The organism is Alphaproteobacteria bacterium (assembly GCA_040905865.1).
Taxonomy (GTDB): Bacteria; Pseudomonadota; Alphaproteobacteria; order UBA8366.
In genome coordinates, this window is sequence record JBBDQU010000074.1 from 99,682 (window position 1) to 122,162 (window position 22,481).

At 58.3% G+C, this 22,481-nt stretch carries 25 protein-coding genes and 1 pseudogene; 13 read left to right on the forward strand and 13 right to left on the reverse strand.

What is annotated here, in order from left to right:
- The first annotated feature begins 1 nt into the window (after nt 1).
- Nucleotides 2–1,594 carry a hypothetical protein gene (locus tag WD767_17060; protein MEX2617802.1) on the forward strand — a complete coding sequence of 531 codons (1,593 nt, stop codon included), beginning with the start codon at nt 2–4 and terminating at the stop codon, nt 1,592–1,594.
- Complete coding sequence (locus WD767_17065) at nt 1,591–1,986, forward strand: hypothetical protein (GenBank protein MEX2617803.1); 396 nt, start codon at nt 1,591–1,593, stop codon at nt 1,984–1,986. The genes WD767_17060 and WD767_17065 overlap by 4 nt, the downstream gene beginning before the upstream one ends.
- Nucleotides 1,987–1,992: 6 nt before the next feature.
- Here the strand turns inward: WD767_17065 and WD767_17070 are convergent, their stop codons facing one another.
- Together WD767_17070 and fliI are read right to left on the reverse strand one after the other, a co-directional pair.
- Complete coding sequence (locus WD767_17070; protein MEX2617804.1) at nt 1,993–2,412, reverse strand: flagellar FliJ family protein; 420 nt, start codon at nt 2,410–2,412, stop codon at nt 1,993–1,995.
- A complete protein-coding gene (gene fliI, locus WD767_17075) occupies nt 2,409–3,746 on the reverse strand; it encodes a flagellar protein export ATPase FliI (GenBank protein MEX2617805.1) in 1,338 nt (445 codons plus the stop codon). The genes WD767_17070 and fliI overlap by 4 nt, the downstream gene beginning before the upstream one ends.
- A 180-nt stretch (nt 3,747–3,926) precedes the next feature.
- Here fliI and WD767_17080 point away from each other — a divergent pair, with 180 nt between their 5' ends.
- Complete coding sequence (locus WD767_17080) at nt 3,927–4,631, forward strand: response regulator transcription factor (protein ID MEX2617806.1); 705 nt, start codon at nt 3,927–3,929, stop codon at nt 4,629–4,631.
- Nucleotides 4,632–4,808: 177 nt separating this feature from the next.
- Here the strand turns inward: WD767_17080 and WD767_17085 are convergent, their stop codons facing one another.
- The 4 genes from WD767_17085 to WD767_17100 all read right to left on the reverse strand — a co-directional run bounded on the left by WD767_17085 (nt 4,809) and on the right by WD767_17100 (nt 8,481).
- Nucleotides 4,809–5,645 (reverse strand): protein-glutamate O-methyltransferase, encoded by an 837-nt coding sequence (locus WD767_17085; GenBank protein ID MEX2617807.1) that lies wholly within the window; start codon nt 5,643–5,645, stop codon nt 4,809–4,811.
- Nucleotides 5,646–5,822: 177 nt separating this feature from the next.
- Complete coding sequence (locus WD767_17090) at nt 5,823–6,188, reverse strand: response regulator (protein ID MEX2617808.1); 366 nt, start codon at nt 6,186–6,188, stop codon at nt 5,823–5,825.
- Nucleotides 6,185–7,672: a chemotaxis protein CheA gene (locus WD767_17095; protein ID MEX2617809.1), complete on the reverse strand. Its 1,488-nt coding sequence runs from the start codon at nt 7,670–7,672 to the stop codon at nt 6,185–6,187. The genes WD767_17090 and WD767_17095 overlap by 4 nt, the downstream gene beginning before the upstream one ends.
- A gap of 167 nt (nt 7,673–7,839) precedes the next feature.
- Entirely contained in the window at nt 7,840–8,481 is a 642-nt protein-coding gene (locus WD767_17100) for a histidine phosphotransferase family protein (protein MEX2617810.1), read from the reverse strand.
- A gap of 306 nt (nt 8,482–8,787) precedes the next feature.
- Here WD767_17100 and WD767_17105 point away from each other — a divergent pair, with 306 nt between their 5' ends.
- Nucleotides 8,788–9,534, forward strand: a complete 747-nt coding sequence (locus tag WD767_17105) for a DUF364 domain-containing protein (protein MEX2617811.1) — start codon at nt 8,788–8,790, stop codon at nt 9,532–9,534.
- On the opposite strand, the gene mobA is transcribed toward WD767_17105, so the two are convergent.
- From mobA to WD767_17120, 3 genes are read right to left on the reverse strand one after another with little or no spacing between them, the layout of a single operon-like run.
- Nucleotides 9,508–10,137: a molybdenum cofactor guanylyltransferase MobA gene (mobA, locus tag WD767_17110; GenBank protein MEX2617812.1), complete on the reverse strand. Its 630-nt coding sequence runs from the start codon at nt 10,135–10,137 to the stop codon at nt 9,508–9,510. The genes WD767_17105 and mobA overlap by 27 nt on opposite strands.
- Nucleotides 10,134–11,048: a diguanylate cyclase gene (locus WD767_17115; GenBank protein ID MEX2617813.1), complete on the reverse strand. Its 915-nt coding sequence runs from the start codon at nt 11,046–11,048 to the stop codon at nt 10,134–10,136. The genes mobA and WD767_17115 overlap by 4 nt, the downstream gene beginning before the upstream one ends.
- Before the next feature lie 18 nt (nt 11,049–11,066).
- Nucleotides 11,067–11,948 (reverse strand): formate dehydrogenase accessory sulfurtransferase FdhD, encoded by an 882-nt coding sequence (locus tag WD767_17120; GenBank protein ID MEX2617814.1) that lies wholly within the window; start codon nt 11,946–11,948, stop codon nt 11,067–11,069.
- A gap of 309 nt (nt 11,949–12,257) precedes the next feature.
- On the opposite strand from WD767_17120, the gene moaA reads away from it, so the two are divergent.
- The 3 genes from moaA (at nt 12,258) to WD767_17135 (ending at nt 13,987) form a co-directional block, all read left to right on the forward strand.
- Nucleotides 12,258–13,250 (forward strand): GTP 3',8-cyclase MoaA, encoded by a 993-nt coding sequence (moaA, locus tag WD767_17125; GenBank protein MEX2617815.1) that lies wholly within the window; start codon nt 12,258–12,260, stop codon nt 13,248–13,250.
- A gap of 155 nt (nt 13,251–13,405) precedes the next feature.
- A complete protein-coding gene (locus WD767_17130; protein MEX2617816.1) occupies nt 13,406–13,708 on the forward strand; it encodes a hypothetical protein in 303 nt (100 codons plus the stop codon).
- 15 nt (nt 13,709–13,723) lie between these two features.
- Nucleotides 13,724–13,987, forward strand: a complete 264-nt coding sequence (locus WD767_17135; GenBank protein MEX2617817.1) for an RNA-binding protein — start codon at nt 13,724–13,726, stop codon at nt 13,985–13,987.
- Here WD767_17135 and WD767_17140 read toward each other — a convergent pair.
- Nucleotides 13,938–15,191 (reverse strand): AAA family ATPase, encoded by a 1,254-nt coding sequence (locus tag WD767_17140; protein ID MEX2617818.1) that lies wholly within the window; start codon nt 15,189–15,191, stop codon nt 13,938–13,940. The two genes, WD767_17135 and WD767_17140, sit on opposite strands and share 50 nt — an antisense overlap.
- A 125-nt stretch (nt 15,192–15,316) precedes the next feature.
- Between WD767_17140 and WD767_17145 the strand changes: the two genes are divergently transcribed.
- Nucleotides 15,317–16,189 carry an IS1 family transposase gene (locus tag WD767_17145; GenBank protein ID MEX2617819.1) on the forward strand — a complete coding sequence of 291 codons (873 nt, stop codon included), beginning with the start codon at nt 15,317–15,319 and terminating at the stop codon, nt 16,187–16,189.
- 504 nt (nt 16,190–16,693) lie between these two features.
- Nucleotides 16,694–17,080 carry a hypothetical protein gene (locus tag WD767_17150; protein ID MEX2617820.1) on the forward strand — a complete coding sequence of 129 codons (387 nt, stop codon included), beginning with the start codon at nt 16,694–16,696 and terminating at the stop codon, nt 17,078–17,080.
- Nucleotides 17,081–17,191: 111 nt separating this feature from the next.
- Here the strand turns inward: WD767_17150 and WD767_17155 are convergent, their stop codons facing one another.
- Complete coding sequence (locus tag WD767_17155) at nt 17,192–17,500, reverse strand: hypothetical protein (protein MEX2617821.1); 309 nt, start codon at nt 17,498–17,500, stop codon at nt 17,192–17,194.
- Between the two features lie 147 nt (nt 17,501–17,647).
- Here WD767_17155 and WD767_17160 point away from each other — a divergent pair, with 147 nt between their 5' ends.
- Nucleotides 17,648–18,484 (forward strand): LLM class F420-dependent oxidoreductase, encoded by an 837-nt coding sequence (locus tag WD767_17160; protein MEX2617822.1) that lies wholly within the window; start codon nt 17,648–17,650, stop codon nt 18,482–18,484.
- 21 nt (nt 18,485–18,505) lie between these two features.
- Here WD767_17160 and WD767_17165 read toward each other — a convergent pair whose 3' ends face one another.
- A complete protein-coding gene (locus WD767_17165) occupies nt 18,506–19,315 on the reverse strand; it encodes an alpha/beta hydrolase (protein ID MEX2617823.1) in 810 nt (269 codons plus the stop codon).
- 237 nt (nt 19,316–19,552) lie between these two features.
- Here WD767_17165 and WD767_17170 point away from each other — a divergent pair.
- Nucleotides 19,553–19,720, forward strand: a pseudogene (locus tag WD767_17170) (Rdx family protein).
- 151 nt (nt 19,721–19,871) lie between these two features.
- Nucleotides 19,872–21,173: a class I SAM-dependent methyltransferase gene (locus tag WD767_17175; protein ID MEX2617824.1), complete on the forward strand. Its 1,302-nt coding sequence runs from the start codon at nt 19,872–19,874 to the stop codon at nt 21,171–21,173.
- A gap of 143 nt (nt 21,174–21,316) precedes the next feature.
- On the opposite strand, the gene WD767_17180 is transcribed toward WD767_17175, so the two are convergent.
- A complete protein-coding gene (locus tag WD767_17180; GenBank protein ID MEX2617825.1) occupies nt 21,317–21,877 on the reverse strand; it encodes a DUF924 family protein in 561 nt (186 codons plus the stop codon).
- A 111-nt stretch (nt 21,878–21,988) separates the two neighbouring features.
- Here WD767_17180 and WD767_17185 point away from each other — a divergent pair, with 111 nt between their 5' ends.
- Nucleotides 21,989–22,480 carry a PAS domain-containing protein gene (locus WD767_17185; GenBank protein ID MEX2617826.1) on the forward strand — a complete coding sequence of 164 codons (492 nt, stop codon included), beginning with the start codon at nt 21,989–21,991 and terminating at the stop codon, nt 22,478–22,480.
- The last annotated feature ends 1 nt before the right edge of the window (nt 22,481 follow it).

The window sequence follows — 22,481 nt, forward strand, 5'->3', positions numbered from 1 at the left end:
CATGGCCATCCCACCGGCAAACAGCGCGACGACACCGCAGCCTGTCCCCGCCCCGGGAAATACCGGCACCATTCTGCAACTGCCCCCGTCACTCGCCAACACGCAGGTGGGCGATATTCTGCAAGGGACAGTCGCCGCGCGCCTCCCCAATTCGGCCGTTACGATCGAAACCCCGGCCGGACCGCTGATCCTGCGCACCGGCCTGCCCCTGCCCCCGGATACGGCGGTCCTCATTCGAATCGTATCGGGCGGCAACCTGCCCGCGGTTATGGTGACGGTCGCCACCCAGCCGTCAACGGGCGCCCGGGCGCCCGCCCCGTCAGGCGGCGCCGGCGCCGTCCCGCAATCCAATGCGGCAGCGGACAACGTGATTACGGCATTGGTGACACGGACGCTTTCAACCAATCAGGCGGACACGACGGCCCCGGCGTTCCGCGTCGCGGGCGCGCCGCTTGCGGGCAACGGGCCAGGCGCATCCGCGTTCCTGCCTGCCGGCACGAAGCTGCCGGTCCGCATTGTCCGCGTCGTACCACCGTCGGGAACCATCCCGGGATCCGCCGCCGCCGCCAATCTTGCGGCGGCGGCGGCACCATCGGCGGGGCGTACCGTACCTGGCGCGGCGGCGTCCGCCGCGCGCGGGAATATTTCCGGCGCGGTGCAGCAGGCGCCGGCTCACGGGACCGGCGCAACAACGGCTTCGGCTGGCGCAGTGCAGCAGGCATCGGCTCACGGGGCCGGCGCAACGACGGCTTCGGCTGCGGCATCTACTGCTGCATTCTCCGCCAAGATAATGGGTACGAATGTCGTCGGCCAACCGGTCGTTCGCACGGGAAACCTTGAACTGACGCTAACCGCCGGCAGGCCTCTGCCAACCGGCGGCACGCTGTTCCTTGAACGCGCCGGCGTGCCGCTCCTGCCGGCCCTTACGTCTACGGAACCGCAAACACTCGCGGTTGCGCAGCGATGGGAGGCGCTGTTGCAGGCGCTGAACAACAACAGTTCGCCCACGCTGCGCGCCGCGATACAGCACCTCATACCGCAACCGAACGTGCAACTTGCCGGAACGCTCCTGTATTTCATGGCGGCGCTACGCGGCGGCGATCCGCGCAACTGGCTTGGCGGAGATGTCGCCCGGCAACTGAACGCCGACGGGCTTCTTGGCCGCATCGGCGAAGAGTTCGGTCTGATGCAACGTTTGGCCACCGAGCCCGCCGGCCAGGATTGGCGGCTGTTCCTGATTCCCCTCCTGTCCGATGGACAATTGCAGCAATTGCGTCTGTTCGTCAGGGGCCGGCCCGATAACGGCGGCGATAAAAGCGAGCAGGCGGGCGTACGTTTCGTGATAGAAGCATCGTTCAGCCGCCTTGGGCCGTTTCAATTCGACGGTCTTGTCCAGGCCACGAACATGAATCTCGTAATCCGCACCGAACAATCCCTCACCGAACAGATACGCAAGGATATCATGAATATATACGGAACCTCGCTTCAGGCGCTTGGTTTTACCGGCCGCATCGAATTCCGCGCAGAACAGTTTTTCGAGGTTCAACCGCTGGCGGAATCGGGACTGGCCGGCCGGTCGGAAGTTGTAACGTGACCGGCGATCCCGGCGCTTTGCGCGAGAACCGGCTTGCGCTGCTTGCGGTGGAAGGCAACCCTTCAGCCCATCTGGATTACCTGAGCCGCCTGGATGGCGCCGCCGCGGGCGACCGCACCCATGTCACCCTTTATTATGTCCCCGACAAGCTTGTTCTGCCGCCGGCAGCCTTCAATAACTACCTTGCCGCGCTCGGCGAATATTCGGGCAAATTGCTGGAGCAACTTGCGGCGACGATTCTGGAGGACTTCAACAACGAGGTGGTTCCCCGCTGGCTGTCCATTCGGCTGGAACGGCAAATGCCGGGAATGTCCGCGCATCGGACCCTGTTCGAAGATCAGCAGCCCAAATGGAATAATCCGGCACTGCTGGCGCGGCTTGAGCGATTCTGACGCACCCTATTTCGTCTTGTTTCGCGTGTAGGCATTCAGGCCAAGTTCATCAAGCGCCATTCTCTCGCGGCGATTTACCTCGGCGTGTTCGGCATCGTCGCGCGCGGCCTTGGTGATTTCGAACTTCTTCAATCCTTCGAACGTCCGGGCGACGTCGTCGCGGGCCGCATCCACCTGCTTGCCAACCTCGCCGAGCGTTCTGTGCAGTTCGGCGCGGCGCGATATCGCCCGGCGCGCATATCCGCCATAGGTATAGCTGCCTTCGTCGGAATGCCGCGCGGCGTTCTGTTCCGTAGCGATTTCGTCCTTCAGCGCTGCAATATCACGCTCGATCCGCGCCTGTACCTCCTCGATCTGCCGCAAGGCGCGGCGCTTCTGATCGAGTTCATAGACCCGGATCTTGATCAGCGCGTCTATCCCTTTCACGAGCCGCCCGCCGCGAATATTTCCGCCAGGCGGGCATAGCCTTCCTCAAGGTCGGAATGTTCCGTCTGCACCTGGCCGAGAAACGCCTCTATCGCCGGGAACAGGTCAATCGCCCGGTCGATCTGGGGATCGCTGCCGCGCCGGTAAGCGCCGATACGGATCAGTTCCGCCATATCCTCATAAGTGGCGAGCAGCGCGCGCGCCTGATTGACCAGATCGTTCTGTTCGTCGGTATTGCAGTCCGGCATCGCCCGGGACACGCTTTTCAGAATATTGACGGCCGGAAAACGGTTGCGATGGGCGATGGCGCGGTCAAGCATGATATGCCCGTCCAGAATGCCCCGCACCGCATCCGATACCGGTTCATTTTCATCGTCGCCCTCGACAAGAACCGAAAACAGACCGGTGATCGTTCCCTCACCGGCGCCCGGACCGGCGCGTTCCAGCAGTTTCGGCAATTCCGCAAATACAGTCGGCGTGTATCCCTTGCTGGCCGGCGGCTCCCCTGCCGACAGGCCGATTTCCCGCTGCGCCATGGCAAATCGCGTGACGCTGTCCATAAGGCACAGGACATCCTTGCCCTGATCCCGGAAATATTCGGCAACAGCCATGGTGACATAGGCCGACTGTCGGCGCAGCAGGGCCGACTGATCCGACGTCGCGACCACAACAACGCTGCGCGCCAGCCCCTCCGGTCCCAGATCGTCCTCCAGAAACTCCTTCAGTTCCCGGCCGCGTTCGCCAATCAGCCCGAAGACGACAACATCGGCCGTGGTGAACCGCGCCAGCATTGACAGCAAAATGGACTTCCCCACACCCGACCCCGAGAAAATCCCCATTCGCTGCCCGCGGCAGCAGGTCAGAAAGGTATTGATCGAGCGGATACCGAGGTCGAGTTTCCCGCCGATGCGGCGGCGGGAATGTGCGGGCGGCGGATTCCCCTTGATTTCATAGGCCTTGTCGCCATGCGGCAACGGCCCCCCGCCATCGGTCGGATTCCCGAATCCGTCGATCACACGACCCAGCCAGGCCGCGCTCGGATAAATCAGCGGCTCCGTATTCGCCAGGACAACCCGGCACCCCAGCCCCACGCCATCGAGGGACCCGAACGGCATTGCCAGCGCATGGCCCGACCGGAACCCCACGACCTCGCATGGCAGGAGCTTGTCACCGCGCGCAACGATATCGCAACGGTCGCCGATGGAAAGGTTGCCCTGCACGCCGGCGACTTCCACGAGCATTCCCTGGATACCCGAAACGCTTCCAAAAACCGCACCGGCGGACAAACGCTCGATGTCGCCCTGCAGGTGGTCCAGTCGTTCGTAGAGACTCATTGGCCGTTATCCATAGCCCTTATGGCAGACGTAACTGGTAAATAAAGTCAAGCATGTTTAATTTTTTACCAAATTGGTTAACATTTTGGGGCAATCAATAAATTGTTAACCTTTATCGTAATAAATATTAACATCGCATAGTAAGGACGTTGACCGATATTTTTTTAGGGGAGTTTAGAAATGCGTATTCTTTTAGTCGAAGATGACAAACCGACAGCAGAAAGCATCGAAATGATGCTCCAGTCCGAAAGTTTCGTCGTCGATACGACCGAACTCGGCGAGGACGGGCTCGAAATCGGTAAAATATATGACTACGATATCATTATTCTTGACCTTATGCTTCCCGATATCGACGGCTACGAAGTCCTGCGGCGGTTGCGCGATGCGCGCGTGGAAACACCGATCCTTATCCTTTCCGGTTTGGGCGAACTGGAAAACAAGGTCAAGGGACTTGGCTCCGGCGCCGACGATTACCTGACCAAACCTTTCCACAAGAGCGAGCTTATCGCGCGGGTCAACGCCATTATCCGGCGTTCGAAAGGCCACGCACAGTCGATCATCGAAACCGGTCTCCTGCGGGTCAACCTGGACGCGCGAACCGTCGAAGTGGACGGCAAGCCGCTGCACCTGACCGGCAAGGAATACGGTATCCTGGAACTCCTGTCCCTGCGCAAGGGCATGACCCTGACCAAGGAAATGTTTCTGAATCATCTGTACGGCGGCATGGATGAGCCGGAGCTGAAGATCATCGACGTCTTCGTCTGCAAATTGCGCAAGAAGCTCTCCACCGCAACGAATGGCGAAAACTATATCGAAACCGTCTGGGGCCGCGGCTATGTCCTGCGCGACCCGATGGAGGTTGCCCTTCGCGCGCCGGCCGCCTAACAAGCGCCTTTCCCTGTAGCGCACAAAACCCGCCGCACGTCGTGCCGGCGGGTTTTCTGTTTCTCGGCAACGGGGTCCGGGCGCGGACTTGCCAAGCGCTGCATCACGAGAGCAGCGCGGCATAATTTCGAAGGATTAGCGGCCGGTATACCGCGTATCATGCAGGAAGGATCCACCTCAGGCGGACATGCGCATCCCGGCGCCCCGTGTCAGCTGATACATGCCGCGCTGGTCCGAAACCGGCCGGAAGATTTCCGTCAGCCCCAGAACCGTTTCCGCACCGCCCAGATAGAGTACCCCGTCATCCGGCATGATCGAGCCGATGCCGTCGAGGACCCTGGCTTTCGTATCGCGGTCAAAATAGATCAGGACATTGCGGCAGAAGACTATATCGAATTCCCCCAGTGCCGCCGGGTTCGACAGCAGGTTGAACGGGCTGAACCTGACCATGGAAATCAGCTCGCTGCTGATTTTCCATTTATCGCCATCCTGATTGAAATATTTCACCAGTAACGTAATCGGCAGTCCCCGCTGCACCTCGAACTGGCTGAACATCCCGCTTTTTGCCTTGTCCAGCATCACGGTCGAGAGATCCGTCGCGACGATTTCAAAATTCCACCCGGAATATAAGGCGCCCGCTTCCTTTATCGTCATCGCGATCGAATAGGGTTCCTGACCGCTGGAACAGGCAGCGCACCATATCCTGATTTTCCTGCTGCTTGCCCGAGATTTGGTCAGTTTAGGGAAGACAATGTCGCGAAGTTGCTGAAAGGGCTTGGTATCGCGGAAAAACAGTGACTCATTGGTTGTCATCGCTTCGACGATATCCTTCACGATCCCGTCGTCGCGCTTTGCGCGCACAACGGCGACGAGTTCGTCGAGGCTCTTCATGCCGGCCTTTCGGGTAAGGGGCATCAGCCGGCTTTCCAGCAGGTACGCCTTCTCCTCGCTGAGCACGAGACCGGACCGATCCCGGATCAGGTTCGCCACAAATTGAAAATCTGTCAGTGTCATAGCGCTTTCCGCTTCAGGAAACTGGAAACCTGTCCGTCCATTCCGCCCAGGGGCAGAATGACGCTGCACAGGCTGTCGGTCGCGCAACCGCCCCCGGTTTACGCCGGACGACCAACACACGCCGCCGGTCATATCCGTGGCCAGGTAGCGGCATGGTTTGCGCGATGACGCCCCGCATTACAAAAGGCCCACCTGGACGAACTTGCTCTGAATAATTTCGCTGTCGAACGGCTTCATGATGTATTCGCTGGCGCCGGACACGAGGGCTTCGCGTATATGGTCGATAGCGTTTTCCGTTGTACAGAACACGACCGGCACATCGCAGCCGCCGGGAACGGCCTGAAGCGCGGCGAGGAATTCCATCCCGTTCATCACCGGCATGTTCCAGTCCAGCAGAACACCATCAGGCAGCTTGACCTTACACCGCTCCAGCGCGACCTGCCCGTCCTCGGCCTCCTCGACATCGAATTTGAGTTCCTCCAGTATTTTTCGGGCGACCATGCGGATCACCCGCGAGTCATCGACAACAAGGCACGATTTCATGGTGTTACTCCGGATTTACCTGCGTGTGATCCTATCTTCTGCCCTGCCGTTGGCCTGCATCGACTGCCCGTCACTGCAGTGACTGCGTGTGGTGCAGCGTCTGGATTACGGGCGCCGTATGCGCGGAAGCCGCTTCTTGCCAGGGTGCATAGCGGATTCGGCGCTATCGACACTGGTGGCACCGAACGCTCGCCCGCATTTTCGGCATTCAGTGCGGAAACGACCGCGAGGGTCAGCGGAACCTTGATGCTGAACGTGGTCCCGACACCTTCGGTCGACCGCACTTCGACGGCGCCGCCCGTCTTTTCGATATTCGTCTTGACCACATCCATACCGACGCCGCGCCCCGAGACAAAAGTAACGGCGGCGGCAGTGGAAAGACCGGCGTTGAAGACGAATTGCTGGATCTGCTGCGTCGAAAGGCTCCTCATGTCGCTTTCCGACACAAGGCCGGTTTCAAGCACCTTTTCGCGAATACGCGCCGTATTCAGCCCCTTGCCATCGTCGCTGATTTCAATGCGGATATGTCCGCCTTCGTGACAGGCGTTCAGCGTGATGGTGCCTGTTTCCGGCTTTCCGCTCGCAAGGCGATCCTTCGGCATCTCGATCCCGTGATCGGCGGCGTTTCGAACCATATGGGTCAGCGGATCCTTGATCAGTTCGAGCATCTGACTGTCGAGTTCCGTATCGGCCCCGATCATCTGAAGATCGATCTTTTTGTCGAGTTCGATGGAAAGATCGCGGACAATACGCGGCATTTTCGACCAGGCACTTCCAATCGGCAGCATCCCGATCTTCATGACCGCTTCCTGCAATTCCGTAGTCACATGACTCAGGCGCTGCAACGGCGCGCTGAATTCGCTTTCCGTCTCGTTCCGAAGCATCTGCATCAGCTGATTGCGGGTCAGAACGAGTTCCGAAATCATCGTCATCAGACTTTCAAGCAGCGCGACATTGACGCGAGTAGTCCGGCTTGTAACCGATCCCGTCTTTTGGCCGTGTGGCGGCTCCCTCTCCCCCACACGGCCCGATACCTCCAATTCCGCCACGATAGACGGCGAATTTTCCTTGGCAGGTGCAGGCCTGTCTTCAGCCGCTTCAACCACTGTACCGTCCGCGAATGCGTTCAGACGTGAGATCGGATCGCTGTCCTCGCCTTCCGGTTCCTCTTCGTTCGCCTCAAGTTCATGAAGCAACAATTTGATCCGATCGATTCCTTCCAGAATCAGCGACACCGCGACCGGCGTGACGTCAATCTCGCCGTCGCGAATTTTACCGAGAACATTTTCGACGGCATGCGCGACCGATTCCAGTCGCGGCAGCCCCAGAAATCGACAGGTACCCTTGATCGTGTGAACGAGCCTGAAAATATTATCCAGTAATGACGAATCGTTTGGATTCTGCTCCAGTTTCACGAGTTCCTCTTCAAGAATACCCATGTTTTCGGCGGTCTCGGTCAGAAATTCTTTGAGCAGATGATTCATCGCTATGTCTTCATCCTGCGTTACGGCACTCCTGTTCGGGAGCAGGCGAAATGTGCCGCGAAGCTCCATGAGAATTACACGGAATTTCACATGGATAGATTAAGAAGCGGTAAATGGTTACCGGCGCGCAAACCGCGCAAAAGCGCGGTTTTACTGTGACATAATTGTTACCGCGCGAGCAGAACAGAAAGCGTGGTCTGCCCTGCAACGCTATCGTCGATCACCACACGGGTCGACAGCCGGTCCGCCAACCGGGTCAGGAAATAGGCGTGAACGCTTCGCGGGGTCAACCCGTCGACACTTGCGCCGGCTTCGAGCGCAGCGTGGCACTCGTCTGGAACGCGCGCGCCTTCCCCCTCCGCGATAACGGAGACCCCTACATGGCCCGCGTGATCTTCAAAGCCAATGCGGATCGTCCCGCCCCGAGGCAGTATCTCCGTTGCAAACGGCAACAGGTTCAGCACCAGTTTTCCCCAGCCCTCCGACCATTCCGAAATGCCGGCGCCTTCCGGCCAATCCAGACGGCACCGACTGTACGACAGGTATCCTGCCGCCAGTTCCCTGACCTCCGCATCGGAGACAATGGACGCCGTGCCGGCCCGGCCGTAAGCCATGCGGTAAAATTTAAGTCTTTCCGCCACGAGGGAGGCGCTGCTGGCAATCAGCGGCATGGCGTCCGGCAGCATGGACTCGTCAAATTCCTGTATCATTTCAATACCATTGTTGATCGCGCCGACCGGGCTCGCCAGTTCATGGCATAACCGGGCGCACAACAATTCGGTAATCCTGATATCAAGAAGCTCTGGCACTATCGCTCACATCTTCGCAACAAAAGCGGTCTCGCCGAAAGATCATATCGGCCAGGGTCGAACCTAACCCATTCGCCTGATTGTCCCAAACCTTTGTTACCGGATACAGCCGTTTTGGCGCTAAACCATGCCATCCACGGAGACACATGTCCTAAATCCGGGGTCGTTGCCATCGGCCGGACAGATTGCCGCGCCGTAACATGTGCGCTTGCAATATCAGGTTTATTGCGCTTCCCTTTTCGGAAGCGAACAGGGGCAATTTCTCACTTGTCAACCGCGACTTCCTGAAAAGCAACCGGTGACGTCATGAACGATCAAGTACTGATGAACCGGGCGGGACTGAAACACTCCCTGTACCGGGATCTTGCTGCTGACGTAACCGGCCGGGCGCAACGGGTTATCGTCGGGCTGAACTGGACCCTTGTCGAGGGCCCGGACGGCGCCGGACTGTCCCACACGCCGGCGCGCGGTACCGGGGGCTGTTTCTCGCTGCCCGATCCCGGTGGTTACCGCGGGCGGGATCTCGCGTCGCTCGCCGCGATGGTCGATTCCGACAATGTCTTCGAAACGGCTATTGCCATCGCCGCGGCAAATGCCTTCCACAATCGATACGACCTGACCGGCAGCCGAAAAAACGGCCTCGATCTGATACCAAACGGCGGATCCGACACCGTCATCGTCGGTCGCTTCCCGGGTATCGACCAGCGCATTCCCGAAGCCAGGGTCATTGAACGAGAACCCGGCCCGAACGATTATCCGGAATCCGCCGCCGAAATCCTGTTGCCGGAATGCCGGCACCTGATCGTCACGGCATCGACAATGCTGGATGGCGCCCTGCCCCGGTTGCTGTCGCTTGCGCCACAGGCCTATACAATCCTGTTGGGCCCTGGCACTCCGATGGCCGCGACGCTGTTCGAGCATGGGATCGATGCATTATCCGGCCTGATCGTCGACGATATCGACGCGTTGTCGCAGGCGGTGATCGAAGGCGGCGCCGTCCGCGCCATGAAACGACATTCGCACAATCTATCCCTTTTCAAGCCCGGTCCGTAACCCGGGCAGGAAAGCCGCCGCCTGTTCTAGGTCTTCGGGACGGTTGGTATTGAAGAAGGGATCAAGCGCCCCGACGGGAAAATCGACGACGGCCAGACGGTACCTGCCGGTCCAGCGATCCACCTTGCGGATTTCCTCCGTCACCATTGCCTCACGCAGGGCATCGCGCAGCCGGACGGGCCAAAGCCCCGCCACCGGATGCGTTCTTCCCGCCGATGCCGCACAGGCCATGTCCGCGCCTTCGCGCTCCGTCGCCGCAACCATGCTGCTGACAAGGTCATTCGGCATAAATGGCGCATCTGTCGGAAAACTCGCCAGCCAGTCGCATCCCGGATGATGCGCCGCCGCCCACTCCATACCCGTCAGGACACCCGCCAGCGGGCCGGCATTGCCACTGACGACATCCGGCAGGACCGGCAGGCCGTAGGCGGAAAACCGGGACGGATCGCCATTCGCGTTCAGGGCCAGCGGACCAACCTGCGGCGCGACGCACCGGATAATCCGCGCGAGGATCGTTTCACCACCCAGCGGTCGCAGGCATTTGTCGCCGCCGCCCATGCGACGCGACAGCCCGCCCGCTAAAAGTACGCCGGCAACGCTCATTCCTTCGGTCCGTTCCGCCACATCTGCACCCGGTTGCGCCCGCCGCTCTTGGCCGCATACAACGCTTCGTCCGCAAATTCTATGGTCTGCTTCAGGGTGATCGACTCATCGGCGAGGCACAGACCGAAAGACGCGGTCAGCGGCAACGCCGTGCCATCCGGCAGCAGGATCGGCTGGTCCGCCAGGGACAGGCGCAGGCGCTCGACAATTTCGATGGCGCGCTCATCGCCGGCGCTGGGCAGGCAGATCAGAAACTCCTCGCCGCCATACCGGAAAATTTCGTCATACGGTCGCAGCTTCGACAGAAAGCGTCCCGCGACCATGCGCAACACGTGGTCGCCGGCGGGATGGCCGTGGGTGTCGTTCACCAGTTTGAAATGGTCGATGTCCGCCAGAACGATGCAGCACGGCGTGCCCGCGCGCAGCGCCCGCTCACGCTCGCGTTCCAGGACCTGCATCATGACCTGCCGGTTCTGCAATCCGGTCAGCGGATCCAGTTCCGAAACGGCCATGCGGAACGCTTCACGAATGCGCCGGGCCTGCAGGTTGAAGCGCTGAATCTTCTCCGTAAACGCATCATATTCGGCTGTCGGAATCGCCGTGCCCAACGCAGCCTTCTGGGCCAGGAAACGGCCGAACTCATGCATTGCCTCATAGGATTGGGCGAGCGAACGAAACGCCGACTGGTCCAGCAGCCCGCGGTCCCGATTCAGGTCCATCCAGCTCCCGAATCGGGTCAGAAACTGCGAGTATTCCGATACGACGATCTGATCGGCCGCCTCGTTACAGATGACTGAACGATGCCACTTCTGCAGCCATTCGGCGGTTTCGTCGATAGCCGAATCAATACTGCTCAGAACGCCGCTCGTATCAATGGGTTCGCCTCCGGATCGATGTTCCCACCCTGCCATTGCCCCCGCCCCCGGCCGTCATGCGGCCGTCTCGTCCATGCTCGCCTTGCGACGGGCCTTTCGTGATTCCTCCGGCACCGTTGCCGGGTCGGTGTCATAGACGATGCGTTCGTCGCCGGACAATGCGATGAATCGATGACCGCGCGCGCGACCGATGAGGGTCAGCCCCGCCTGCCGCGCCAGTTCCACGCCCCACACCGTGAACCCCGACCGGGAGACCAGGATAGGAATGCCCATCTGCACCGTCTTGATGACCATCTCCGAGGTCAGCCGCCCCGTCGTATAGAATATCTTGTCGCCCGGCGAAATACCATGCATCGCCATATAGCCCGCGATCTTGTCGATGGCGTTATGCCGCCCGACGTCCTCCATATACAGCAGCGGCCTGTCTTCTTCCGCGAGCACACAGCCATGGATCGCCCCGGCTTCGAGATACAGGCTGGGCGTGGTGTTCACCGTCCTCGTCAGGGCATAGAGCCATGATGTTTTCAGCACCGCGGCACCCGGCAGGCGGACATCCTCGAATTTTTCCATCAGGTCGCCGAAGGCCGTGCCCTGGGCGCAGCCGGAGGTCAGCGTCTTCTTGCGCAGCTTGTCCTCAAAATCGGTTTCCCGGTCGGTCCGGACCACGACGACATCGATATCGTCGTCGTAATCGACGCCGAGGATATTGTCCTCCGGGCGCAGCATATTCTGATTGATCAGGTAGCCGACCGCCAGATACTCAGGATAATCGCCGATGGTCATCATGGTCACGATTTCGCGCGAGTTCAAAAACAGCGTCAGCGGCCGTTCCACAACGACGGAGATTTCCATCGCATCGCCATTCTGATCGACACCGGAAATCCGTTGCGTCAGCCGCGTATCCGTCGGGTCCGGCTTGAGAAGGAAATCGTTCATGTCCTGAATATGGCCCGCTCCCGGTTCCGCGACAAGCACAAGACCCTGTTCCCGGTCCAACGGAGCCCGCAACCACGCCACATGGGCGCACCGTCCAGAAGCCCCACTCATCCGCCCGACATTTCCATATTCGCCGCCTGCGACCGCCCGGCGCCATTTAATTGAAATTCAACGCCTTGAACACCGGGCGGGGCGGAACTACCTTTTCATCAGGCGGCAAGCACATATTGCCAGATATGCCGCGTCACCCTAATTTCGAACAAATGAAAATCCGGATGCCAAAACCGGAGCAACCAAGGACACCAGATCATGATTGACCCCTTTGGTCGTCATATTTCCTATTTACGCGTATCGGTAACGGACCGGTGCGACTTCCGGTGCGTCTACTGCATGTCGGAAGACATGACCTTTCTGCCGAAGGCGGAAATTCTGTCGTTGGAGGAACTGGAGCGGCTTTGCAGCACCTTCGTGAAGCTTGGCGTGCGGAAACTGCGCATGACCGGTGGCGAACCGCTGGTCCGGCGCAACATCATGTGGCTGTTCCGTCAACTGGGACGACATCTGGAATCCGGTGCGTTGGACGAACTCACACTGACGACGAATGGCAGCCAGCTTGCGAAATATGCCCGGGAACTGGCGGAAATCGGCGTCCGCCGCGTCAATGTTTCGCTGGATACGCTAGACCCGGAGAAGTTCCAGAAGATCACCCGCTGGGGCCGCTTTGAACAGGTAATGGAAGGCATTGCCGCCGCCAAGGATGCCGGGCTCGGCGTCAAGATCAACGCCGTTGCGCTGAAGGGCGTCAACGACAACGAACTGCATGACATGGTGCGCTGGTGCGGCGCCGGCGGCTATGATCTGACCTTCATCGAGGTCATGCCGATGGGCGATATCGGCGGTGAAATGCGGTTCGACCAGTACCTGCCGCTTTCGGCGGTGCGGGCGGAACTGCAGAAACAGTGGACGCTGAACGAATCGAATTTCGATTCCGGCGGACCGGCTCGCTATGTCGAGGTTGCCGAAACCGGCCGAAAAATCGGCTTTATCACGCCGTTGACTCACAATTTCTGCGAATCCTGCAATCGGGTCCGGCTGACCTGTACCGGAACCCTGTACATGTGTCTGGGACAGGAAGACGCCGCCGATCTGCGCGCGCCCTTGCGGGCGAGCGATGACGACGATCTGCTGATTGCCGCCATCAACGAGGCTATCGGCCGCAAGCCGAAAGGCCATGACTTCATCATCGACCGCCGCAATACAGGCCCGGCCGTAGGCCGCCATATGAGTGTCACTGGCGGTTAAAACCTATTCAGGCATGCAGATTGCGCTGGCGATCGACGACGATCCTGTCGTCAGGTCCACCCGCACGGTGACGTGTTCGCCAATTATCTGGGTAGTGTCTCAGTTTGAAATTTAGCGGTATTGACACTCTGGTCTGGATGGCGTCGCATGGCGCTATGGCAGAACGCGACCCATACGTCAGCATTAAAGCCGTCGTCACCATTGAAGGGCCGGCGGAGGAAATCCTTGCGCGTGTTCGAAATCTCAAGACGGGCGAGCGCGCGGTATCGATTGAGGCGACGTTGCCACGACGAGGCGGGCGCGGCATCGATTTCCATACCCTACCAATCATCAAGAACGGCGAGACACAAACCGCCATCGAGCAATTGGAACGGTTGCACCGTCAGACTATCGTGGACGAAGACACAGACCGCCGTCTTGAGAATCTCATTATTGAATTTGGACGATTCACCGAATAGGACCATATAAGGGGCATGCCAAAAGGACCAAAGGGCCAGAAGCGCCCCGCCGATGTCATCGGCAACGCCGTCCGCGTCATGCAGATCGCCACGGGCGAAGCCGAGGAAGAATTCGACGAGAACGGCAAGAACAAGGCCGCCCAGGAATTAGGTCGCAAGGGCGGCAAGGCGCGTGCCGAAAAGCTGACGAAGGAACAGCGGACCGAGATCGCAAAAAAGGCAGCTAAGGCTAGGTGGAGAAAAGGTCAGCCTGTTCAGGGAAAGAAAGAGCCCGTTTAGCATCCTCTCCGATAATATTTTCCGTCATCGCTTTCATCAAAACATACGGCTGCATAGCTGGCTGGCGGAATCTGAACCGATACGCTCGAGGCTCCCCAAGCCGTTGGAGTATCTCTTTTCGTTTTGGATCGATGAAGGCTTTCAGATGATTCTGAAAGTTGGCGATTTCAATCGGACGGCCAAGGATGTCAGAAAGAGGCTCTTTAACTGCAACCGGCGTAAAATACCCGCTTTCATCCGGCCTAGCCAAAGCGCACGCCGTGAGCACTTGTTTTAATAAATTGCCAGGCTGATTGCTGCGCGTTGCTGACTCGTATGCGTCTTTAAAACTTTGGTCAGATGCTTTTATTAAGTCGTCTATAGCGGTATCAACATCGGCTTCTTCAATCCTGAGACGTTTACCGGTAGTTATTGCGCTTAAACATGCGTGCTTCCCAAGCCCATGGACGTAAGCAGGCAAGCCTTTAGCTAAATTTATGATTTTCCATTTTGCGTCTCCTTTTATCGTGAAATCTAACTGCTTTAAGCGCGGGTCCAGAACTTCTACTAATTCTTCCTTATTCATGCGCGGCATCAATATTTCTTCTGTACAACGCTGTATCGATTCATGGTGCTCTATCAGAGCGCCAACGCTATCCGCGACGCCAACAACAATTATTGTCACATTGGTTCCAGAATCTGAGAGAGCCTTTATCACATTCGCTATCATGACTGGCGCTTCATCGTCGCGGATTTCATTAAATTCATCGATAACGATAACGGGGATGTCGCTTTCTAAGAATTGGCCGCACTCGGAAACAAAATCATCAGGCGTAATGGTGTCTGGGTACAAGTCGGCAACATCATATTCTTGGTCACCATCTCCAACATCGCCTCGAAACTTTATTCGCTTGAATATTTTTTTTGCCAGCGTGTGGAAATTATCGGTGGGGAATGCTTGGACCCGGTAATACTGGATTCGATCTGTTTTCGCCGGGATAACGTATGGAATTATTCTCGCTAATGATGTTTTCCCCACACCCCTTTCCCCGTACAAAATTACGTGCCTGCCCCTTTCCGCGATTGCGTCGATAATACGAAGCATCTGCCCTGACCGCCCAGCAAACAGCTCAGCGACGGTAACAGGTGTCGATGGGGTAAATAGCTCGTTTATTTCAAACCGTTTAGCCAAAATATCGTCAAGCGTGGTCAGCCGTTTCGCCATTGCAGAGGCTTCCGTAGTTAAACCCAATGCGTAATGGTAACATTTATGGCCTTACTGATACAAGTAGGCACCGTACTTATATCTTTTGCCTTGACCCTAAGCATAAAAGTTCACATAATAGGGGCATGAACAAATTGCCCCTCGCAAAGCGCGTCCAAATCCTCAACATGCTGGTTGAGGGTTCCTCCATGCGGTCCATCAGCCGGGTTGTCGATGTTTCGATAAACACGGTCAGCAAGGCGCTTGTTGACGCGGGCGCGACCTGTTCCGCCCTTCACGATGTCCATGTCCGCGACGTGAAGGCCAAGCGCGTGCAGTGCGATGAAATCTGGTCGTTCACCTACGCGAAGCAGAAGAACGTCGCGACGGCGAAAGCCGCGCCGGAACAGGCTGGCGATACTTGGACCTGGACGGCGCTGGATGCCGATAGCAAGCTGATCGTTGCCTATCTCGTTGGCGGGCGCGATGCAGAATACGCAAACGCCTTCATGGATGACGTTGCGTCCCGGCTCGCCAGCCGCGTCCAGATGACGACAGACGGGCACAAGGCGTATCTGGAGGCCATTGAGGGCGCATTCGGTGCCGACATTGATTACGCGCAGTTAATCAAGATGTACGGCAATGCGCCGGAGTCCTTTAAAGGCCGCTACAGCCCCGCCGATTGCACCGGCATTCGCAAACGGGCCGTCGAAGGCAATCCCGAAGAAAAGCACGTCAGCACGTCATATGTAGAGCGTCAGAACCTGACGATGCGTATGAGCATGCGCCGGTTCACGCGACTGACGAACGCGTTCTCGAAAAAATTTGAGAACCATATGCACATGGTTGCGTTGTATACGGTGTGGTACAATTTCATCCGCATCCACAAGACGCTGAAAGTCACCCCTGCCATGCAGGCTGGCATCACGGATCACCTTTGGTCGTGGGAAGACGTGATTTCGGAAATGGACGCAGGGGCTCCGAAGCCGGGTCCACGAGGCCCGTATAAAAAACGATGACCGTTTCCTGTATATGAAATATTAAGGAAACCGGTGGTAATTTGGGGTCGCCTGCCCCATTTACGTAAGGTATACAGGCGTGTTATTGTCCGACCGAACATCTTTTGGTTGTCCGCTTCATGGCAATCTGGTGGGCGGGGGCAATAGGGGATGGCAGACGTTACAAAGGAGGTAGCGCCTGGATGGCTCGAAATTATAAAGGCTGCGGCCAGAGAATCGTCCAAGCAGGAGCCGTTTTTAACGCTGATAGCGGTTCTGGCCACTGTGACGCTACTCACAGTAGGGCCATATTGGCTACGGTTACATTACAAATATTTAGCCGTACGGTCTGAGCATCAACAGCGCTTTGGGGCAATTCGCAGAGGCGTAGGGTCCGAATAAATGGAATATATCTTAACCTTCATACTCGTTTCGTTGGCGCTATTGGTTTGCTACCTAGCGTATCGCGCTCATCGTAAAATTACGATGATGGAGGACGCTTGGGTGCATAGGGAGTGTATCGCTATGCATGCCTTTAAAATTGAGAGCAATCCAGCCGCATCTCCTGAAGCGAAAAATTTTATTAAGGAATTAGCGGATCACGCCTTCGATGACGTGACAATGCGCCGCATTCTTCACGGCTCAAGAAAGTCGCGATCAAAGAGCAATGCGAGCCCTCGGAAAGTGCTTGAGACCGCGTTCCCAGATGATGAGGTGGAGCCCTTGTATGAAGCTGCGCGCGCATTCGCCTACCTCTGCTTTCTGACGCATCCGGAGATAGCGGCAGACCTTAAGCGCAAAAAGCGGCCCAAAGAGCTTAAAGCAATGAGAAACAGCCAAGCACACACCGTGATCGACCGTTTCCGTGGCGATGACCATGGGTTTGGCGGGGGCGCGGTTGCGGCGGCTTAAAGGCCTCGGGCACTCAAGTTCATTTTCAGGCATCACGTGATGCCACCTAAACCAGTGAAGTTAATTTCAAAAGCATGCCGCCTCGAACCCGCGCCGCATGCCTAGCATTTTTTAAATTTCAAACTGAGACACTACCATTATCTGCCACAGCTTCGATGCCTTGTGCGGGCAGGCGTATTTCGCGATCAGCGATTGAACCTTCAGGCTCCGGGCGTTTATGGCATCGACGTGGTCCTGATGGCCAATCAGCACCTCCATCCGGATCAGGTGCGCGTCGGATACATAAATCCTGCTGAATTCGCCCATTTCCGCGAAGGGGCGGAACAGATACCGTTCCTGCAGCCATCGGACTCCATCCTCCGCACGGCGCGGGTCATCGCCGCATGCCGTCACGGTCAAAATCGTTGATATCGCTGTCATGAAACGGGCAATTGGTGTCATTCGCCGACCGTTATTATCCAATACGCCCCACGCTAGTGTCGCGGCCAAAAATTAATATAATGTTTAATGGAGCAAACCGTTAACCGCGCCGGCTTGGCTGCAAATTGTCAGAACGAGGGAAAATCCATGAAAATCGGCGCAATTATCTTTGCCACGGAATACACGATCCCGATTGACGAACTGGCCCGCGAGCTGGAACAGCGCGGCTTCGACTCGCTCGTTCTGCCGGAGCACACCCATATCCCGACCAGCCGCATATCGCCCTGGCCGGGCGGCGCCGAACTGCCGCGGGAATACTCAAATACCTATGATCCGTTCATCGCCCTGTCCTTCGCCGCAGCGGCGACCAGCACGCTGAAACTGGCGACCGGCATCTGCCTTGTGGCGCAGCGCGACCCGATCGTCACGGCGAAGTCCGTCGCAAGCCTGGATGTCCTGTCCGGCGGCCGCGTCATCTTCGGTATCGGCGGCGGCTGGAACGTGGAGGAAATGAACCACCACGGCGTTGAATACAAAACCCGCTTCAAGCAGTTGCGCGAGCATGTCCTGGCGATGAAAGCCCTGTGGACGGAAGACGAAGCCTCCTTTTCAGGCAATTTCGTCAATTTCGGACCCACCTGGTGCTGGCCGAAGCCGGCCCAGAAACCGCATCCGCCCGTCATCATCGGCGGCGAAACGGATTACACGATCAACCGGGTTATCGAATTCGGCGACGGCTGGCTGCCGCGCGCGAGCGCGAAATTCGACCCGGCCGAAGGCATGACCCGGCTGCGTCAGGCCGCTGACAAGGCCGGCCGTGACATGTCCACCCTGTCGGTCACCGTCTTCCGGGCGCCGCCCGACGCACAGGTCCTCGAATCCTATGCGCAGGCGGGGATCGAACGGTCGCTGCTGATGCTGCCGACGGCCGACCGGGATACGGTGCTCAGGCTACTCGACGAGTACACGCCCCTCGCCGGATAATCCAGGTTACGCCGCGGCAGATTACGAACCGGTAATCCGCTGCGCGAGAAACTGATCGATACGGGCATTCACCGCTTCCGGCGCCTCGATCATGTTGAAATGTCCGGGCCCCACCAGGTTCAGCGTGTCGCTGACCGCGACGGATGCTTCGACAAGCTGCTGCAACGCCAGCTTCTCATCCTTGCCGACCGGGCGGCGACCGCCATCGGCGCCACGGTCCGTACTCTGGACGATCAGTACCGGTACCTTTACCTCGGCCATCGCCTGTTCCATGCGTCGCTTGTCGTAATCGACCATGTTTTTGGACAGGGGCACGGCGGTCGATTCCGGCATTGCCGCGACCTGGGCCAGCTTTTCCGCCGCCCAGTCCGGCGGGGCGCCGAAGAACATTCCCGCGAACATGTCGGTTACCAGCCTTTCGAAGCCTTTCGCGGCCAGCGCCCTGTCATAAGCCGCGTATTGTTCTTCCCTCGTCCCCACCGTACGGCTGCCATCGACCAGCACGATGCCCGCGACCCGGTCGGGCGCCCGTGTACAGGCCTCCGTAACGACACGGCACCCCATGGAATGCCCCACAAGGATGGCGCCTTTCAGGTCTTCCTGCGCCAGCAGGTCGGCGACATCCTGGCCAAGCTGGTCGATTGTCAGCGGTTTCTCGCCCAGCGGGGACCGCCCCATGCCCCGCAGGTCTAGCGCAATCGTTTCGTGGGATTTTGAGAAATGCGAAACCTGGAAACGCCAGTCTTCCAGCCGGCAGAGATACCCGTGGACAAAGACGATTGGCGGCGCGCCTTTCCCCTGACGCACAAAATTCAGTCTGATATCCGGCATCCGTTCCTCCCGCTGCGCGATTTTCGGTTGCACTGCTGTACAGCAGATGGTTTCGTACGTGCAACCGAATAGCGAATGACGGGCGCACGGACCATCGCCGGAACGAAGCGGCGAGAATTTCATGTGATGCGACAGAGGCGAGCGTTCGCGACACAATGCCGGAACCGGGACAACAGGAGCCAGCTCATGAAGGTCACAATCGAATACTGCGCCGTTTGAAACTACGAACCCAGGGCCCTCCGTGCGAGGGAATTGATTCTGTCGGTGCGCGACGCCGAAATCGCACTGGTTCCCGGTCGAAGCGGCATATTCGACATCAGAATTGACGGTGAACCGGTCTATTCCAAAAAACTGACCGGCCGTTTTCCAACCGACGACGAAATCAAGTCGATATTCTCACTATAGCGGGACATGGATTTTCATTATTTTGTAGAGCCCGCAGGTTCATGCGGCACCGGAACCGATTTCGTATGAACCTGATGCGCTCTATAACCCGATGATGCCGGAATCACCCGAAAACACTGCTCATCCTGAAGGCGCCGCGAAGATCGTGGCCGTGCAGGATAGCATTTCCGGCGACGGCGATGTTTTGGCGCTTCAGCGGCAATACGAAGCATTCCCCTATCCGCCGCGCGATGTCGCGGCCGAAGCCGGCGGTCTGTCAACAGGGTCGCCCAGCCATATCCTGGAAATCGATCACTATGTCTTCGCCGGCCGGCGCGACTGGTCGCGACCGTTCCGGGCGCTGGTTGCCGGCGGCGGCACCGGCGACGCCGCCATCATGCTGGGGCAGCAATGCGCCGATATCGGTTGCCCGGCGGATATCACCTATCTTGACCTTTCCGCATCAAGCATGGCGATTGCCGAAAGGCGCGCGCGCGAGCGCGGGCTCACCAATATCGCCTTCCGGCAGGGCAGCCTGCTGGATATCGCAACCCATCGCTGGCCGCCATTCGATTACATCGACTGCTGCGGCGTCCTGCATCACCTGTCCCGGCCGGAGGACGGGCTGCGCGCCCTGGCGTCGGTCCTGCATCCCGAAGGCGGTATCGGCATCATGCTCTACGGTCGCTACGGGCGGACCGGTGTCTACGATATCCAGGAAATCATGCGCGGAATCCTCCGGCCCGGCGAGGACCAGGCGCTGCAAATTCCAGCCTTGCGGGCCTTGCTGGCGCAATTGCCGGGCAGCAACAGGCTGGTCCGAAACCCGGTCATCCGCCATGACGGCGATCAGCCCGACGCGGAACTTGTCGATATCTTCCTGCACCGTCAGGATCGCGCCTATACCGTGCCGGAGATCGCGGCTTTATGTGATTCGGCCGGAATGCGCATCGAATCCTTCGTACCGTCCGGCCGCTACGATCCATCGACCTTCATCGCCGACGAATCCCTGCGCCAGCGTTTTGCCGCCCTGTCATCGACGGAAAAAGCCGCCGCCGCCGAACTGATCGGCGGCAATATCGCCAAGCATGTCTTCTACGCCCTCCCGGCGGCCGCGCCGGCGCGGCGAAGCACCCTGTCCGCCACGGCCATTCCGGTGCTGAAACACCGTACCGGCGCCGCGCTGGCGGCAAAAATAACGCCGGAATCGGCCTTCCAGGCCCGGTTCAACGACCTGACCGTACTCGCCGCCGCACCGCCGCTGACGGCCGAAATCCTGCGCCGTATCGACAATTCCGCCAGTCTGGAGGATATCTATTTCGACCTGACCCTGGGTCGTCCCGGCATCGACTGGCACGGTTTCATATCGCAATTTCAGGTATTGTACGGCGCCCTGCACGGCCTGCTGAATGCCATGTTCCTGCGCCACGACCCACAAGGTTCGCCCGCAGTCAGTCGTAAACCGAAGCCATAGCCGAAAAAGGCGATTGGCGGCGACATCTTGTCCTGAAATTATGAATCGCCATCACCTTCAATCATGCAGCGCGCGATTTTTAGTTGCATATATGCCCCGTTATTATGCTTTATGCGACACTGGATTCGAGCCTTTGCAGCCTGTCAGAAGGACGAACCCGGTTCCTGGAGAAACGCCAACTCCGCCGCTGTCGAGTCCCGGCCCAGCACAGCGTTCCGATGGGGAAACCGGCCAAATCTTTCAATGATCTCCTGATGCCGTTGCGCAAAGTCCAGCGCATCCCCGCCTATCGTCGAGAACAGCGCGACGGATTCCGCCTGGACTTTCGGATCTTCACAATGTTCAAGAGGCAGATACAGGAATTGACGTTCAACCACATGCAATTGCCGGTCAAAGCCGCGGCCAATCGCCCGCCGCGCATGATCCAAAGCCCTGTCATCACAGGCAAAAGCCTTCGGGTCATCCCGAAACAGATTTCGCGAAAACTGATCCAGCACGATAACAAGCGCAAGGCTGCCCTTTGGGTTTGACGCCATGGCATCGCATGCGCCCGTTGCGGCCTGCTCGTGTAGCGGCGCGAAGTTCTCGCGGATCGCCCTGTCGAAAGCATCGTTCTTTTCAAACCAGACCACACGGTTTTCACGCGGCGGCGGGCCGAACCAGAAATCGAGAACCCGTGCGGCTTCCCTTTTCAGATTCGACACCTCTATTGATTGCAATTTTTTATTATTCTCCCTTAAGTAGATATCATAAACAGTTTATTAGTCACTCTGCAGTACGGTTCTTAAAATCGCGATTCAGAACAGGTACTGTCGATGAATATCTTTCGTGAAAGCATACCGCATCCCAAACTCCTCCAGCTATACGACTACTGGGATGCAATTCGCGATGACCGGGTCATGCCAGGACGGCGGGATATGGACCCCCTGGATATCCCCCGCCTGCTGCCTAATATAGCGCTGTTCGATGTGGAGCATACCCCGCTACGGTTCCGGATCCGGCTCTATGGAACCGCCCTCACCAGTAATACCGGCAGCGATGTCACCGGCCGTTACCTCGACGAGCCCGGCGTTTCACCAATATCCCTCCAGACAAACCTGTCGAACAAGAAAGTTACACTGACAAAGACGCCCCACATACTCGAAGGTCTATATCCGCCGGGTACTGGCAGCAACAGCGGCAGCCATTTTTATCGCCTTTGCCTGCCCCTGTCCGATGACGGTCGGCAGGTCAGCATGCTACTGGTCGGCTGTTTTCGGGAAAAACATGCTATTGCCGAAAAGCAACGGCGCGCCGCCGTCGCCTGAT